Origin of the sequence: Pseudalkalibacillus sp. SCS-8 (genome assembly GCF_040126055.1) — a bacterium.
GTDB lineage: Bacteria > Bacillota > Bacilli > Bacillales > Fictibacillaceae > Pseudalkalibacillus > Pseudalkalibacillus nanhaiensis.
The window spans coordinates 1,753,942-1,769,240 of the sequence record NZ_CP143541.1 but is presented as its reverse complement, the minus strand read 5'-3'; the positions used below and the strand labels follow the sequence as shown (position 1 = coordinate 1,769,240).

The following is a 15,299-nucleotide window of genomic DNA, read 5'->3' as shown; positions in this document are numbered from 1 at the left end:
GGCAGAAAAGGGTGAATGACTAGTTGAAATTTACAAGGATAGGGATCCTGGGGGGGGCAATTCATTTCAAAACGTCCATAAAATGAAAAACACCGCCTAATTTTCGGCAGTGTGTTTTTCAGTAATTTTCGCCAGCTTATATTGGAGCGTTTGTCGTGGGATTTTGAGTAACTTTGCAGCTCTTTGGATGTTCCCGTTTGTCGCATCCATCGCTTTTTTGATCCATTTTTCCTCTGTGTCTGATATGGCCTCACGGAGTGAAGGGATACGGACCTCCTCACCTGGGACATCTGATGCTTCGATTAAATGGATCGGAATATGCTCAAGTGTCAATGTATCTTCCGTGATTAGGTTCAGTGCTGATTCGATTGCATGCTCCAACTCACGTACATTACCTGGCCATTGGTACTCCTTAAACAAGTGCTTCACCTCATCCGAAACACGAATGACCAGTTTACCAAACTTGAAGTTGTATCGCTGGATGAAGTGATCCATCAATAATGGGATGTCTTCCTTACGATCCCGGAGTGGTGGGATCTTTAAAAAGATGACATTCAACCGATAATAAAGATCCTTCCTTAACGTTTCTCTTTCAATGCAAACTTTCGGATCTTCATTCATCGCTACGATGACCCGTACATCGACGCTTTTTTCAGACGTACTCCCAACTCGGCGGATTTTCCCGTTCTGCAGGACCCGTAGCAGCTTTGCCTGGGTATCGAGAGGCATCGAGTTCAACTCATCCAGAAACAACGTTCCCCCATCCGCCAGCTCAAAAAGTCCCGGTCGGTCTACTGCTCCCGTATAGCTTCCTTTAGCAGTTCCAAAGAGAATGCTCTCAAGCAACGAGGATGGAATGGCTGCACAATTTTGGGCGATAAAGGACCGTCTGCTTCGGTCAGAGGCATTGTGGATCGCTTGGACAAGCAGTTCTTTTCCAGTCCCTGTCTCACCATATACAATCACAGGAGAAGAGGATTCAGCAGCCTTCAGTGCCATCTCCTTCACTTTCAAAAAAAGACTGTTTTGCGTCAGGATGTCATTCATCTTGAAATTTGTACCGTTTTCATATTCCTTCGGTTTATCCTTTGTATTTGAGCCTTTGACACGCGCTTCCAGGTCAAGAAGCTTCCAGGATAGCTGTTGGATTTTTGAGAAATCCTTTGCGATTTCAACCGCTCCGACAATTTCACCTTGAACGATGATAGGCAACGTTGTATTGACAGTCGTGATCAGTTTTCCTTTTACATTGGGATACCGTTGATGCTGATTATAAATCGGCTCACCAGATTCCACTACCTTCAGTAATGTACTCGTTTCCTTCGAGAAAGTCGGGAAAACATCGAGCAGGTGATGGCCTAATACATCTTCGACAGGTACACCGTCATGCATTGAGGCAATCTCATTGTAAAATACGGTAATCCCTTCGTTGTTGATGACATGAATCCCCTCATCAATCGAACTTAAGATGGCTTGGAGCATTTCTCTTGTATTGGTCACATCCAGTAGCATGTACCAATCCCTCCCCTGATACAAGATGCCCAAAATTCATCATATGAGTGCTGGATTTTCGGCACTACTTTCTGCGAGACAAATCACAAACCCATAGATTCATATCTTCAAGCTTGTTATAAATGTTGCAATTATTCGTAAACCGGCCTTTATACTCGTAATAGCGTTGATGGAATACAGCATTCATACCAAAGGAAAGTGCACGTGCAATGGAGTATGCACAATAGATCTGTTGCTCCTTCAACTCGTGCTCCAGTTTGGCGATCAACATTTTCATAAGACCTTTCTTGCGGTGCTCCGGTAATGTCGCACAATCTGTAAGTTCAGCATTGTTATATGTCGAATGGATATCGGCGGAAGCTGCGCTTACAATCTTGCCTTCATAAACAGCAACGTAGAAGATGGAATGATGATTGATGAGTTTATGAATGTAATCGGGATCATTCATCGGTGTCGGATAGATCTCAAACACGGCTTGATACAGATCAGCGAGGGCTGCCGCATCTGATGCTTCCGCTTTCCGAATCGTATAGCTGGGATCTGCAGGAACGTCTAATGATCGTGAAAGCTCTTTAACCTGTTGGAGTGTTTCATCTTCATATACCCAATATTCACTCGTTCGACGGGCATTTTCAGTAAACATGGCCATGGAATACGCATCGTTTCCATTGAAAAACCCTGTGAAGATCGCTTCAAATTGATATCCAAGTGTAAGAAAATGCTTCCAATCTTCCTGTCTGGATTTCACGATGACCTTTGTAAAAGGATGATCTTCGAGCAGTCGTACAATTTGTTTATGAATTGATTCTACATTTCCACGATAGTCTTCTATTTTCAGTCGTTCATTAAAAAAATCCAGCGAAACATTCATTGTAAAATCCGTTGCAGAAACGACACGATCTTCCTGGAACACCTTTAATTCCCTCATCATTCCTTGCCCCCAATCAAGATATTTTTCTATAAGATTCCATATGATCATGCCCTTTTCCTGCCGAGTGAAAAGATAAAGACAACCCCCAGCTTCACCCATGCAAAAGAAAAAACCACAACTTTCTTCTCGAAAGCTGTGGTTCTATCATCTATAGTGTCTGCAAGTATCGGTGTGGGAGCTTCCAACGGTACCTAGCGGAAAATAGCCGCAATGTAATCAATACAACACAGAGGACATACAATTCCCACGGCTTATCAACAATTCCCGTTCCAATGAAGACGCCGGCAAGAATAGCCCATGCCGCATAAATATCATAGCGAAGGACTGTCGGTTTCCGTCCAGCTAACAAATCTCTCACAATACCTCCGCCTGTTCCCGTCATGACCGCCGCCATGATGATCGGTGCCAATGAGTGTTCTGCTGCATAGGCATACAGCGCACCCTGGATCGCAAAGGTTGATAATCCGACTGCATCAAAGAAATTCAGCCAGCCTTTGGTGAACAGAATCCAGTTGTCCGGAATGAGAAAGACGACAATAATGATCAATACAGTCACCTTTATAAGGATATCCTGCTCCCATAATGTCGACATTGGCACATCAATCAAGATATTCCGGATAATTCCACCACCGAATGCAGTAGCCAATCCTAAAATCAAAACACCTAACAGATCATAATCCTCTTCCATCGCAATGATGGCTCCACTTATTGCAAATGCCATCGTGCCGATGACATTCAGTACCTCCCATGTCAATCAGAGATCACCCCTTTGAACCGAAAAAACTCGAAATAATAATAAAGCCAAAATGAGTTTACAACGATTCCAAGGGATTGGCAATCCATAATAGGGATTTTATTAAACTTTTGTGTAAAAAGTTTTCAGCCTGATGGTGAAGGCTGGTCATTTGTCTGGTATATGGGCGCTGTTTTAATCTTCATCACCCTAATGAAGTTCTTTTCGATCAATCACTATTTATTAACTATAAGTACGGTACGTGAAATTTTAGTCAATTATTTTCGTTCCGTCTCAACTTGATTCTCATCGTAGGAGCTCCAGTCGCTCCAGCTTCCGATGTACAATTTGCTTTTCTTGCCGATTTCATCAAGTGCCAGCACATTTACACAGGCGGTTACACCGGAACCGCAATAATTGATAACAGGCTTGTCGGTCAGTTCTTCAAAACGTTCCTTCAACTGGCTGGAAGACACCCATTGCCCTTGTTCAATGTTTTCCATGAAAAAGCGATTAAGTGCGCTCGGTATATGTCCAGCTTTTGGATCGATCGGTTCGGTTTTTCCTAGATAACGAGCTTCATCCCGTGCATCAACCAATACGATGTCATCATTTTCTGTAGCATCCTTCACTTCATTCAAATCAGCAACCATATCATATTGAATATCCGGATTGAAAGTCGTCTTTTCTGTTTCGGGCAGTTTTTCAGTCAACGGATAATTTTTCTTTTCCCAGGCCTGGAATCCTCCATCGAGAACATAAGCCTTCTCATGTCCAAGGTATTTCAGCATCCACCAGAGTCGAGCTGCCATTGCAGTATTTTGGGCATCGTAGGCAACAACCGTTTTCGTTTCATCGACCCCAATCGACTCCAAGAAGTTTACGAATTGATTAAGCTCTGGTAACGGATGACGTCCGCCATGTTCATGAACGGTTCCAGATAAATGCTTCTCTAAATCCGCATAATGCGCGCCTGGAATATGCGCATCATGGTATTCTTCCTGACCTTGATCCTTATTGTCCAGGTAAAATCTGCAGTCTACCGGAATGACATTTTCATTTTCAAGATTCTCATACAACCAATCTACTGATACGATGTTCTTCATCATTTCACCTGCTCTCTTTCGTTTTCCTACATTGTATCGAATTGCGAGTATTGATGACAAATGGAGCGAGCTTCATTGACGTCGTAAACAGAAACAATTAAACTTCAGATAGATTCAGAATCGTTAATTGCTAAATAAAGAGAGGTCATATTTCAATGGAGCAATGGATCAATCCTAGAGTGAAAGACATACAAATTTCCGGTATCAGACAGTTCTTCAACAAGGTTTCATCCTATCCCGAGGCGATCTCACTGACGCTCGGACTTCCGGATTTCCCGACACCCGAACATGTGAAGGAAGCAGGTAAAACCGCAATTGATGCGAACAAAACGACATATACACATAATGCTGGGTCTATCGAATTGAGGAAGGCGATCCAACAATTTATTAAAGAAAAATACCATTTGGCATACAGTGCTGAAGAGGAAATCATTGCAACGAGCGGAGCAAGCGAGGCAATTGATATTTCCCTTCGGACGATTCTTGTGGAGGGAGATGAAGTGATTTTACCCGCTCCCGTCTATCCAGGGTATGAGCCTGTCATCCGTTTATGTGGTGCAAAGCCTGTCCATGTCGATACAAGAGATTCGGAATTCAAACTGACCGCATCCTTAATTGAAAAGCATCTTACTGAGAAGACGAAATGCGTAATCCTCCCCTACCCTTCCAATCCTACGGGTATGACGTTATCGCTAGAAGAATTGAAAGAGATTGCTGATCTCCTTCATGATAAAGACGTTTTCGTTTTATCTGATGAAATTTACAGTGAATTGACTTATGACCAGAGCCATCAGTCGATTGCGACTTACGAGGGGATGAAGGAAAAGACGATCGTCATCAACGGACTTTCGAAATCGCATTCCATGACAGGCTGGCGAATCGGATTCCTGCTTTCTGATGCTGTGATTTCCAAGCATATTTTGAAGGTCCATCAATACAATGTGACTTGTGTTTCATCGATTACCCAAGCAGCTGCAGTAGAAGCTTTAACCGCTGGAAAGGACGACGCGGCCCCGATGCGGAAGATTTATGAAGAACGGCTGGCCTATTCATGTAACCGGTTGGAGAAAATGGGTCTTGAAATCCATCGACCTGGAGGAGCGTTTTATTTGTTCCCATCTATCAAGGAATTTGGAATGGGCTCCTGGGATTTCGCTACACAATTGCTAGAGAAAGAACAGCTCGCTGTCGTACCTGGAATTGCATTCTCCGATTTAGGAGACGACTATATCCGAATTTCATATGCCTACCATATTGATCAACTTAAAGAAGGACTGGATCGTTTAGAACGATTCATTAAAAATCTAAAGAAAAAATAAACGAGCAGATTTCTGCTCGTTTTTTTATATATCGACATACTTCTTCAATAATTTGAAATAACCGTAACAAACGATATAGGCAAGTAAATATGAGACGAACGTCCAAGCAATGGTCCAGCCGTTATAGTAATGGACCATTCCGATCATTACACCTATAAATTCGATGACGGTTGTCAATAAGCTGAAGATCAGAATCCAAAAGGCGGGATTACGTCCTGTCCTTTTGATGAAGTAAAACAAATATGCAGTCAAGATTGGATATATGCCTAAATACATCGGCAACGCTGCAAACATCTCTATTTCGTTTTTCGGATCGATCCGCCAAAATTGAAAGTAGATGCCGAGAACATCAAAGGTAAATGCAACGACAGCAGCAAAGGGAGCCGTTAATAGAAAAATCCTCAAATCCTTCTTCAGCAAAAATAACGCTGCAATCCACGGTACCAATAATCCGAACAATGTATTGATGAACATTCTGCTCAACTCCTTATTAAAGGATTGAGCTTTTACCACTCTTTTTATTCCTGCAAGTGATAAATCTTGTCCAGTTGGGATTCCAAGCGATCCATCTGGACGAAACGTGCATCACGGATCATTTCCTTTCCTTCCACGAACAACAACAGGACCGGTACGGTGAAAATCGAAAAATGACCTGCAATATCTGGCACCTCATCAGCGTTCACATAGCCCATTTGCAGGGTTGCATATTGCATCAGCATCTCGCGGACCTGTGGAAGCAGGGCGTGACATACACTGCAATTCGTTCTTGAGATATACAGAAAAGCCATTTTATGTTCGTCAATGAATGCATTGACTTGATCGATCGACTTCAGTTCATTCATCTCTTTCAAGGGTATTTCCTCCTTCGTAAAAAAAGAGTGCGATGTTTTCCATCACACCCTCTTCAGGTTTATTGCTTTCTGCAATATTCTTCTACCATTTCCTTCGTAACATTCTTCCGCTGAGGTACGATACCTTTCCGGGCCAATTCATTGATTTGATCCGTAACTGCATTAATTTCATCAAGGGCATCTGCGAAGTCTTCTTTTTCCCTACATTTTTGCAGCGCGATTTCGATCCACTTTTCACGAGCAGCATCCAATTCAGAGAATCGGCGGACTCTATCATGTTGATCCTGGCTATGTTTTGAGATTTCCTGATGTACTGACATTGAGCAGCCTCCTTATCTTTTTTCCTTATCCATCAATTTCTTCACATGTTCTTTGGGTGTCCAACAATTGAACGTATAATCTGGTTTCGTCTCATAACCGAGTCGCTCACAATAATAGGAGATGGATCTCGGTCTCTTATCAACTCTGAAATGGACACATGTTGCACAGCAGTGAAAACGTTTGTCAGTCATGCTTGACCTGTGCCTCTTGATTAATGATACTTGTAAGTTCAGCTTCCATCTTTTGCATACGTTCCAACTGTTCCTTTGAACCGAATGATTCGAGCAATCCATTATAATATTGCTCTAACTCTGTTTGCAGCTGTTCTTTCAAATTGTCCAACTCTTCTACTAGCTTTTCTTGGTAAAAACCAGTGAATTTCTCAGTGTATTCGTCTACTAAGGATTGCATTTCTGGCTTGAAGGTCTCTGCAAGCTCTTCACGTAAGATGTCCCTTCCATTTCCTTCAAAGAATTGTTTCGGATTTTTGAAACGCTTTAACAACGGTACCATTTGAGCACGTGTCTGTTCAGACCATTGAGGTTCCACCTCTGGTGTATCAAGTCTCGTTTCTTCCAGCTCCATAAATTCATAACGGCATCGTTCAGCAGTGAATTCAGCTGCCATTTTGTAAAATTGAAGCCGCTGCTCATTGACACTTTTCTCTATACGGAGTGTCGTGGCTCTCAATTCCTGAGCAAGCTGGAACGCCATTGATTCCAACAATTCATCCAGGCATCGTTGGAGCTGTTCTTTCCCGATGTTTTTCTGCGAAAGGACCGACGGGTTGAAAGCGACTTTGAATTCATCATTGAAGGTAAGCATCAACCGCTGTACGACATAATGAAGAAGTTCTTTCGTTTCTTGAACAACAGCTTTTTCATAGGATTTGGTCGTACTTGCGTTAATTTGCTCTGTCAAGCGTGCCTGATCCGCCTTTAGCTTCTGCCTTTGAGCTGCTTGCTGCTCCGTATCAGCCTGCGCGTTTCGAATCCACTCTGTTAAGCGGTCCCTTCCTGCTTCAAGCAGTTGAGTAGCTTGTTGGCGTAATATTTCATCCCGTTCTTTGATCGTTGTGGTTTGGAACGCTTCAGCAAATGTACCGAACATCGATGCATCACCGATCTTGTTCCCTTGTCTTTCTAGAAGGGCCTCCTTACTGGATAATGCATACATTCTCGGATGCCGTATTCCATATGCATTGAGCTGTGATCTTACATATTCGACTACCGCTTCCCGCTCTTCGTCATCACTGGCCAAGTCAGCTGCATTGATAACGAAGTACATTTTGTCCATTGAAAATGTATCTTTCACTCGTCCTAATTGAATCAGGAAATCACGGTCAGCTTTTGAAAATGCATGATTGTAATAAGTAACGAATACGATCGCATCAGCATTTTTGATATATTCGAATGCAACAGATGTATGACGCGCATTAATGGAGTCCGCTCCAGGGGTATCAACGAGAGTAATCCCTTGGCGGGTAAGCTCACAGTCATAATAGAGCTCAACCGATTCCGTAAAGCATGCCTTGTCTTCCTGTGCGACAAAGGAAGCAAAGTTTTCATGATCGATGATCTGCTCCGAGCCTAGATAATCCTTCATCGACGGATAGCCTTTGGCGACAGCCTGCAGGAAGTTGTAATGAGGGTCAGGTTTTTCGGTATCAAGTCTTTGGATCAATTGGAGTGCATGTTCTATTGTTTCGCATTTCTCACCAAAACGCTGTAAAGAATGATTGACCTCTTCAAGTACGACCTCCTCTGACTTCATTTCGATCTTGACGGTTCCGTGCTTATCGTTTTCAGTCACAGGTAAAATCTTATTGATTGTCGCCGTCGTCGGATTTGGAGACACGGGGAGGACACTTTCCTTCAGCCATGCATTTGCAAAGGACGACTTCCCAGCACTGAAAGCACCGAACAACGCAATCGTATACTGGTTGTTTCTTATCTTCTCTGATCGTTCCGACATCCTTTTTGTCAAATCACGTAACGAATCCCAGCCTGAAAGAAGATCAGAAGCTCTATCAAGCTGAGATGCGGCTAGCTCTACATCACGATTTGAAACTGGCTCAGCCTGTGGAAGGCGATCAGCATCATCGGATGGTTGGAGAGAAGCTCGTTCTTCATGACCTTTTGCTTTTAACCAGTCCCCTTCCAATTCAGTGATTTGAAGCCGATCCTTGATCTCCTTCAACCATTCTTCAGCACCAGGAACCTTTTCAACCGCCTGTAGTATGGATTGAAGCGTTTCCCTCTCAGCTACGAATTTGTTCCTTTCAGCTTTGGCCGCTTCTGCTTCCTTGCGTTTTCCTTCAAGATTCTCGAGCTTTTCTAGCAGTTGCTGTTTCTGAGGCTCGATTTGTTCCTCCATGTATTTGTTCTTCATCGATTCAAACAAGGTAACAGCCGTTTTCCGATATCTTTTCTTCAAATCGTCTTCAACATCACGATTGTATTGAAGCACATAAGCTTCGTTAAAGGTCGCGCCCTTTTGATGAAGACGTCTTACGTCCTCTTCAGAAAATCGATGCTCCATTTCCAATATGTCGTTCTCGATTTGTGAGTCATGGACATTCAGCTTTTTCAATTGCTTTTGCAAGGCGTCCTTCAAATGCCACTCAAGCTCGGTTTTCGTCTTTTCATTGACAGCCTCAACAAATTGGCCGATACGTGCTTCGCGTTCCTCTTCCGTTTTCTTTCGGGAAAAGAGAATACCTACCTTGAAATCCTCCCGTAATGATTCCAATACGGCTCTTCCAAGTTCTCTTATTTCATAAGGTGCCACCCTGGCATTTTCAATCAATTTCTTCAGTTCTGTTTGAAATTCCTTTTCAACTGTCGAACCTTGTGCGTTGAGCTCCTGGATGGCTTGTTCTGTATCCTGGATGTCATTCAAGCTGTCATTGCCATCAAGTTGCGCGTTTTCGTCCACCGCATATTTATTTTCTAAATAATCGTTAATGATTTGAGAAGTCATTCGATCCATTGTTTGGTGAATGAAGGTGTGCTTATCCGTTTTGATCCTTTCTAACTCCTCTTGTAATCGAACCAATTGGTTTTCAGGATGGTTCTCACGTTTCAATGATGTAAAGAAGGTTGCTTTCGGATGTACACCCCATTGCTTGAATGCATCAATGGTCTGTTTTTTGTAATCGGCAAATGACAATTCGTCCTTATTATGCTTATCGATTTGATTAATGACGAGATAAACCTCTTTTCCGAGGTCCTGCATTTCCTTCGTGAAATTGAAATTCAATTCAGACTGGACATGATTGTAGTCCATAACATAGATCACGACATCAGCAAGATGTAGCATTGATTCAGTCGAAATCCGGTGTGCATCGTCTGTGGAATCGATTCCTGGTGTATCCATCAAGGTCGTGTCGTCCTGTAAGAATGGATGGTGTTTATAAATTTCGATGGTCTTTACCGCCTCACCGTCTTTAGAGGCTTTCTTTACTTCTTCCAGATTGATTTCTCCAGAATAGGATACCTTCGTGCCTTTCTGATCTGTGAGGACTACCTTTGGTTCCCCTTCCTTGATCGCGACGATATTGGCACTCGTCGGTATCGGTGAAGACGGAAGGAGATCATCTCCCATCAATTTATTGATCATGCTCGACTTTCCGGCGCTGAAATGGCCACAAAAAGCGACAGTCAATTCTTCTGAATCAGCTTTTTGGGCAAGCTGATGAATTTTATGTAGAAGGGCTTGATCCGCGTTGTTTTCAGATAAATGTCCTGCAAGCTGATACAACCGATCAATCCAATGAATCTTTTTGTTCTGTTCATTCGTTGTCATGTTATACACCTGATTTTTTCTTGTTTTAATCTTACTTTATCATATTTGCCAACTTCTGTGCGTCACTTTAAGATCATTGTGTTTTTTTCGATATAAAGAAAGGGAATGACATTGGATAGGTTGATATTGGTAACACTGAAAATAGCAAAATGACTTGTCAGAATTTGATGGGAGAGGAGAGTTAGTATGGAATCACAATTTGAACTGGTCTTATTATTATTAGCGATTGCCGCTGGAATTACTGCTGTTGCGAAAAAATGGAACCAGCCGTATCCGATCGCCCTCGTCGTCATCGGTGTCGTGATTGGGATTATGCCATATAGCGGGTTGGAAGAGTTGAAGGAAACCTTTGCAGAAGACGAATTTTTTCATTTTGCAATCATATCAATTTTCCTTCCAACCCTGCTAGGTGAAGCGACGCTGAACCTGCCCTTTTCACATTTGAAGGAGAACAAGCTCCCGATTTTGTTGCTGGCCGTTGTCGGAACATTCATTACGTTCGTGACAGCAGGATGGATGACCGCTTTGTTCCTCGGATTATCAATTCAGGCAGCGCTGGTCTTTGCTGCCTTGATGGCCCCTACAGACCCGATCAGTGTCTTGTCCATTTTCAAATCAATGGGCGTTAACCATCGGATTTCAACTGTGATGGAAGGAGAAAGTCTTATCAATGACGGACTTGCTGTCGTCCTGTTCACGATTGCAGCCTACCAATTTGATGCGATATTGGATGCGGGAGCAGGCGGAATCGGTATCGCCCTAGGTGAATTCCTGAAGGTCGTACTCGGTGGTTTACTCGTGGGAGGTGCATTCGGTTACTTCTTCTCACGCCTTACAACATTCTTTGATGATTATCCATTGGAAATCGTCTTTTCCATGCTTTTGTTCTACGGATCTTTTTTCGTAGCAGAAGCCTTTCACGTTTCAGGCGTAATTGCTGTTGTTATCAGCGGTATCATTTTTGGTAACTTCGGGAAAAAGATCGGTATGAGCCCGACAACGAGCTTAAGTATCCGGACCTTTTGGGCTGTCGCTTCTCTTGTGGCGAACACTCTCGTCTTCCTGCTTGTCGGTTTGGAAATCACGAGAATATTCGATGCGGTAAACTGGCTTCAAGTTCTTGCCGCAATCGGGATCGTTGTGGTGGCACGAAGCATCGCTGTCTATACATCCATTGGTTTTATCCGATCATTACCCAAGAAGTGGAAGCATATCTTCAACTGGGGTGGTCTGAAGGGTTCTTTATCTTTAGCGCTTGCTCTCAGTCTTCCAATCGACTTTCCCTTCCGTGAGGAGATTTTGATGCTTGCATTTGGGGTCGTCTTCTTCTCGCTAATCGTACAAGGATTGACGATCAAACCGCTCGTGGCACTTTTAGGTGAAAAAGCGACCAAGGATGAGAAGCTGGAATACGACCGGATTCAAAGCAGAATTTACCGCTATCACTCAGGACGTAAACAACTTGAGAAAATGACAGCGGAAGGAACGTTATCATCAATCGTCTTCAACCGACTGGTCAATCAATACGATGAAGAATTAAAAGAATTGAATGAGCGTCTTGAAAGCCTTTATGAAAAAGAGCCAGAATTAAGGAAAGAATCGACGGCTCGTGCAATCCGTCAAGCCTTATACGCAGAACATGAAGCACTTGAACAGTTGGAAAGCAGACATCTCATATCTGATCAAGTGACAGAAGAAGAGAAACGGTTCATCCGTGACCTACTCGAACGGGAAAATATGGGGGACCAAGTCGCTCTCCATAAAACAGAAAGTGAATGAACGATGAACGGACTGAGAGTGATCACTGATCACCCCTCAGTCCGTGTCTTTTTCAAGCTTTATTTCATTTGGTTAATCATTATTATGGGGTGATCAGCAACGATCCCTCTGATCAAAGAAATACGCCATGTAAATTTCATCTTCAAATTCACCTTTAATACATAGCTGGTCTTTCTGGGTCCCTTCATACACGAAACCGTAGCGTTCATACAATTTTGAAGCAATCGGATTGTTTGAAAAGACTGTCAGCCAAATCTTATGAAGATTTTCTTTCCGGCCCCAATCGAGTGTATAGGCCATGATTTTCGTCCCAATTCCCTTCCCTTGCGCATCTTCGGTCACCCAGGTACGGAAAACACCGCAGTGGCGTTTCATTTCGAGCTCGCCTCTCATCACACGGGCGATGCCCACAATCTTACCTTCAGCCTCAACAACGGAATACATGTTGTTTGAAAGCTTCATATCAGTGATGAATGCTTTTTCTTCCTCAAGCGAACGTGTCTCTTCCTTTTGGATGAACGAACGGGTACTAACAATCGATTCAGCAGCACTGATGATTTGCTCGGCATCACGTATATCCGCGGGGCGAATGGTGACATCTGTTCCATCCTTCGCTTCGAATGTATAAATGTGTGGTTCACGTTTCAACGTCACACATCATCCCTCCTGTACACATTACTAAAAGTAGTGTGTCTCAATTTGGAGGGAGTCATGAATCGTCAGCCAACCATATGAATAATTCTTTTGAAATCGTTTGGCTGTCGCTGATCCTGGATTATAAAGTGTTATCCCATCCACCTCTTCATGATGAGGAATATGGGAATGTCCAAACACAATGACATCTACTGCCTCGCCTTCGAATGAACGCAAAGCCCGTTCCGGTGTGCTTTTTCCCTTTCCGAGATGACCATGGACGAGTCCGATCCGAAAACCTTCTATTTCCACAACTTTCTTATCCGGAAGCTTTTCCTGCAGTTCCTCGGAATCAACATTCCCATATACAGCTTCGACTGGAGCAAACTTCATCAAGTCTTCCACTACACTTGATTCAATGAAATCTCCTGCATGTAAGATCAGATCTGCTTTTTCCATCTCTGTTAAAAGAACTTCTGGGAAAAGTTTCCCAGAAGTTCGTATATGCGTATCCGCTAACAGGAGGATTTTTTTCATGAAGCATCACTTCCTGTTTTACTTAAATTTTCTTATTTCACCCGTTGCTTGTAAGAACGGTGAGAACGGTTTTGTCGACTTCCACCAGAACGGTTGTTTTGAGGTCGGTTGCCGCCTCCACGCTTTGGAGGACGTCCACCTTTCCCTTTATTGTTTTTGTTGAATGGTCGACCGCCGCCACCTTTGTTGGATTTTTTCTTGGAATCCAATGGTTTGATTGGTGTAATATCAACTGGTGTCTTATCCGGTTCTTTCGTATATCCTTTAAGCGCTGCTGCAACCAAGTCGCGTGGGTTGTATTGTGCAAGCAACTCATCTGCGACACTATAATAAGACTCCAGATCTTCATTTTTGATGGAATTCGTCAATTGGTCCGCAGCCATACGCTGTTGACCTTCCAATGCATCATCCGTCGTCGGAATCGTCATCTGTTCCATTCTTTTCTTCGTGATTTGTTCAATTGTCTTCAAGTGATCGAATTCACGGGATGTCATGAACGTAATGGCAATTCCTGTTTTTCCAGCACGACCTGTACGTCCGATCCGGTGTACATAGCTTTCTGGATCTTGAGGAATATCGAAGTTGTATACGTGTGTAACACCACTGATATCAATTCCACGAGCAGCAACATCTGTTGCAACGAGGATGTCCACCCGGCCAGTACGGAACTTCTTCATAACGCGGTCACGTTTTTGCTGCGAGAGATCGCCATGGATTCCGTCTGCTGAATAACCACGTTTGTTCAATGCATCCGTCACTTCGTCTACACGTTTCTTCGTACGGCCGAAAATGATGGCAAGTTCTGGTGCCTGAATATCGAGTAATCGGCATAGGACATCGAACTTTTCCTTTTCATGAACTTTCACATACCGCTGGTCGATTTTCGTAACGGTCATCTCACTCGCTTTTACGCGGATAATTTCCCGGTCTTCCTTCATGAACTGGTTCGCAAGGGATTGAATTGCTTTTGGCATTGTTGCTGAGAACAGCATCGTTTGGTGTTCTTCAGGGATTTGACCAAGAATCGCTTTGATGTCGTCAATGAATCCCATGTTCAACATTTCATCCGCTTCGTCTAGAATGACGGTTTTCAATTCACCTAATCGAATCGTTTTTCGATTCAAGTGATCCAATAAACGTCCTGGTGTACCAACGAGGATTTGCGGACGTTTTTTCAATGCTTTGATCTGCAATCCAATATGCTGTCCGCCATAGATCGGCAATGTGCGGATGCGTTTGTGATGCCCGATCTTGTTCAATTCTTCTGCGACCTGGATCGCCAACTCACGCGTCGGTGTTACAATCAACGCTTGAACACCTGTTTGATCCTTGTCGATTTTTTCGATCATCGGAATTCCGAATGCTGCAGTCTTCCCTGTTCCGGTCTGCGCTTGACCAATCAAGTCTTTTCCTTTAAGCGCGACTGGAATCGCATCTCTTTGGATCGGGGTTGGTTCTTCGAATCCCATGTCATTAATTGCTTTCAATGTACGTGCTTCAATTCCTAAATCTTTAAATGTTGTCAAATCATCTAACTCCTTTTTAATTGAAGGCAGCGTTAGCATGTAAAAAGTAAGTGACGTTCGGCTCAACTCAAACGTCATCCGATTTTCATTCCCCCGTTTAAGAGGTGTCATTATACGAATCTATATGAACTCATGTCCATTCGAGTGACTAACATTGCCTTGCTTAGTACCTTTGCTCTTATTATTGAAAGTTCCACTGTTTTCAATTCCGTAAACAATTGGAGATTCAAGACATACAAAAGCA

General features: G+C 43.2%; 14 protein-coding genes. 2 read left to right on the top strand and 12 right to left on the bottom strand.

The genetic code is table 11. The features are described from left to right. Positions 1 to 96: 96 nt before the first annotated feature. From V1497_RS09125 to V1497_RS09110, 4 genes are all read right to left on the bottom strand, one after another. A complete protein-coding gene (locus V1497_RS09125; RefSeq protein ID WP_414703618.1) occupies positions 97 to 1,512 on the bottom strand; it encodes a sigma-54 interaction domain-containing protein in 1,416 nt (471 codons plus the stop codon). A 64-nt stretch (positions 1,513 to 1,576) separates the two neighbouring features. Next, on the bottom strand, positions 1,577 to 2,443 hold the full coding sequence (ablB, locus tag V1497_RS09120; RefSeq protein ID WP_349410658.1) for a putative beta-lysine N-acetyltransferase: 867 nt from the start codon (positions 2,441 to 2,443) through the stop codon (positions 1,577 to 1,579). A gap of 148 nt (positions 2,444 to 2,591) precedes the next feature. Further along, positions 2,592 to 3,197 carry a trimeric intracellular cation channel family protein gene (locus V1497_RS09115; protein ID WP_349410657.1) on the bottom strand — a complete coding sequence of 202 codons (606 nt, stop codon included), beginning with the start codon at positions 3,195 to 3,197 and terminating at the stop codon, positions 2,592 to 2,594. Positions 3,198 to 3,454: 257 nt separating this feature from the next. Beyond that, on the bottom strand, positions 3,455 to 4,285 hold the full coding sequence (locus V1497_RS09110; protein WP_349410656.1) for a sulfurtransferase: 831 nt from the start codon (positions 4,283 to 4,285) through the stop codon (positions 3,455 to 3,457). Between the two features lie 152 nt (positions 4,286 to 4,437). On the opposite strand from V1497_RS09110, the gene V1497_RS09105 reads away from it, so the two are divergent. After that, positions 4,438 to 5,601 (top strand): aminotransferase A, encoded by a 1,164-nt coding sequence (locus tag V1497_RS09105; protein WP_349410655.1) that lies wholly within the window; start codon positions 4,438 to 4,440, stop codon positions 5,599 to 5,601. A gap of 24 nt (positions 5,602 to 5,625) precedes the next feature. Here the strand turns inward: V1497_RS09105 and V1497_RS09100 are convergent, their stop codons facing one another. Genes V1497_RS09100 through V1497_RS09080 form a run of 5 tightly spaced genes read right to left on the bottom strand, consistent with a single transcriptional unit; the run spans position 5,626 to position 10,580 of the window. Next, positions 5,626 to 6,075 (bottom strand): CBO0543 family protein, encoded by a 450-nt coding sequence (locus V1497_RS09100; RefSeq protein ID WP_349410654.1) that lies wholly within the window; start codon positions 6,073 to 6,075, stop codon positions 5,626 to 5,628. Between the two features lie 44 nt (positions 6,076 to 6,119). Continuing rightward, on the bottom strand, positions 6,120 to 6,452 hold the full coding sequence (locus V1497_RS09095; protein WP_349410653.1) for a thioredoxin family protein: 333 nt from the start codon (positions 6,450 to 6,452) through the stop codon (positions 6,120 to 6,122). A gap of 59 nt (positions 6,453 to 6,511) precedes the next feature. Then, positions 6,512 to 6,772, bottom strand: coding sequence for a DUF2533 family protein (locus tag V1497_RS09090; RefSeq protein WP_349410652.1), 261 nt, complete (start codon positions 6,770 to 6,772; stop codon positions 6,512 to 6,514). Positions 6,773 to 6,784: 12 nt separating this feature from the next. Then, the gene (locus V1497_RS09085; RefSeq protein WP_349410651.1) at positions 6,785 to 6,964 is read right to left on the bottom strand and encodes a hypothetical protein; all 180 of its coding nucleotides are present in this window, start codon (positions 6,962 to 6,964) and stop codon (positions 6,785 to 6,787) included. Further along, positions 6,957 to 10,580 carry a dynamin family protein gene (locus tag V1497_RS09080; RefSeq protein WP_349410650.1) on the bottom strand — a complete coding sequence of 1,208 codons (3,624 nt, stop codon included), beginning with the start codon at positions 10,578 to 10,580 and terminating at the stop codon, positions 6,957 to 6,959. The genes V1497_RS09085 and V1497_RS09080 overlap by 8 nt, the downstream gene beginning before the upstream one ends. Positions 10,581 to 10,766: 186 nt before the next feature. Between V1497_RS09080 and V1497_RS09075 the strand changes: the two genes are divergently transcribed. Further along, positions 10,767 to 12,359, top strand: coding sequence for a cation:proton antiporter (locus V1497_RS09075; RefSeq protein WP_349410649.1), 1,593 nt, complete (start codon positions 10,767 to 10,769; stop codon positions 12,357 to 12,359). Between the two features lie 93 nt (positions 12,360 to 12,452). Here V1497_RS09075 and V1497_RS09070 read toward each other — a convergent pair whose 3' ends face one another. The 3 genes from V1497_RS09070 to V1497_RS09060 are packed head-to-tail and all read right to left on the bottom strand — an operon-like array spanning position 12,453 to position 15,055. Beyond that, a complete protein-coding gene (locus tag V1497_RS09070; protein ID WP_349410648.1) occupies positions 12,453 to 13,013 on the bottom strand; it encodes a GNAT family N-acetyltransferase in 561 nt (186 codons plus the stop codon). A 24-nt stretch (positions 13,014 to 13,037) separates the two neighbouring features. Beyond that, positions 13,038 to 13,529 carry a metallophosphoesterase family protein gene (locus V1497_RS09065; RefSeq protein ID WP_349410647.1) on the bottom strand — a complete coding sequence of 164 codons (492 nt, stop codon included), beginning with the start codon at positions 13,527 to 13,529 and terminating at the stop codon, positions 13,038 to 13,040. Between the two features lie 32 nt (positions 13,530 to 13,561). Further along, positions 13,562 to 15,055, bottom strand: coding sequence for a DEAD/DEAH box helicase (locus V1497_RS09060; RefSeq protein WP_349410646.1), 1,494 nt, complete (start codon positions 15,053 to 15,055; stop codon positions 13,562 to 13,564). Positions 15,056 to 15,299: the final 244 nt, after the last annotated feature.

Bases quoted from the DNA above. Each gene is read 5' to 3' on its own strand.
- V1497_RS09080 (WP_349410650.1), bottom strand. From the start codon at position 10,580: ATGACAACGAATGAACAGAACAAAAAGATTCATTGGATTGATCGGTTG.
- V1497_RS09125 (WP_414703618.1), bottom strand. From the start codon at position 1,512: ATGCTACTGGATGTGACCAATACAAGAGAAATGCTCCAAGCCATCTTA.
- ablB (WP_349410658.1), bottom strand. From the start codon at position 2,443: ATGATGAGGGAATTAAAGGTGTTCCAGGAAGATCGTGTCGTTTCTGCA.
- V1497_RS09090 (WP_349410652.1), bottom strand. From the start codon at position 6,772: ATGTCAGTACATCAGGAAATCTCAAAACATAGCCAGGATCAACATGAT.
- V1497_RS09100 (WP_349410654.1), bottom strand. From the start codon at position 6,075: ATGTTCATCAATACATTGTTCGGATTATTGGTACCGTGGATTGCAGCG.
- V1497_RS09085 (WP_349410651.1), bottom strand. From the start codon at position 6,964: ATGACTGACAAACGTTTTCACTGCTGTGCAACATGTGTCCATTTCAGA.
- V1497_RS09065 (WP_349410647.1), bottom strand. From the start codon at position 13,529: ATGAAAAAAATCCTCCTGTTAGCGGATACGCATATACGAACTTCTGGG.
- V1497_RS09105 (WP_349410655.1), top strand. From the start codon at position 4,438: ATGGAGCAATGGATCAATCCTAGAGTGAAAGACATACAAATTTCCGGT.
- V1497_RS09075 (WP_349410649.1), top strand. From the start codon at position 10,767: ATGGAATCACAATTTGAACTGGTCTTATTATTATTAGCGATTGCCGCT.
- V1497_RS09110 (WP_349410656.1), bottom strand. From the start codon at position 4,285: ATGATGAAGAACATCGTATCAGTAGATTGGTTGTATGAGAATCTTGAA.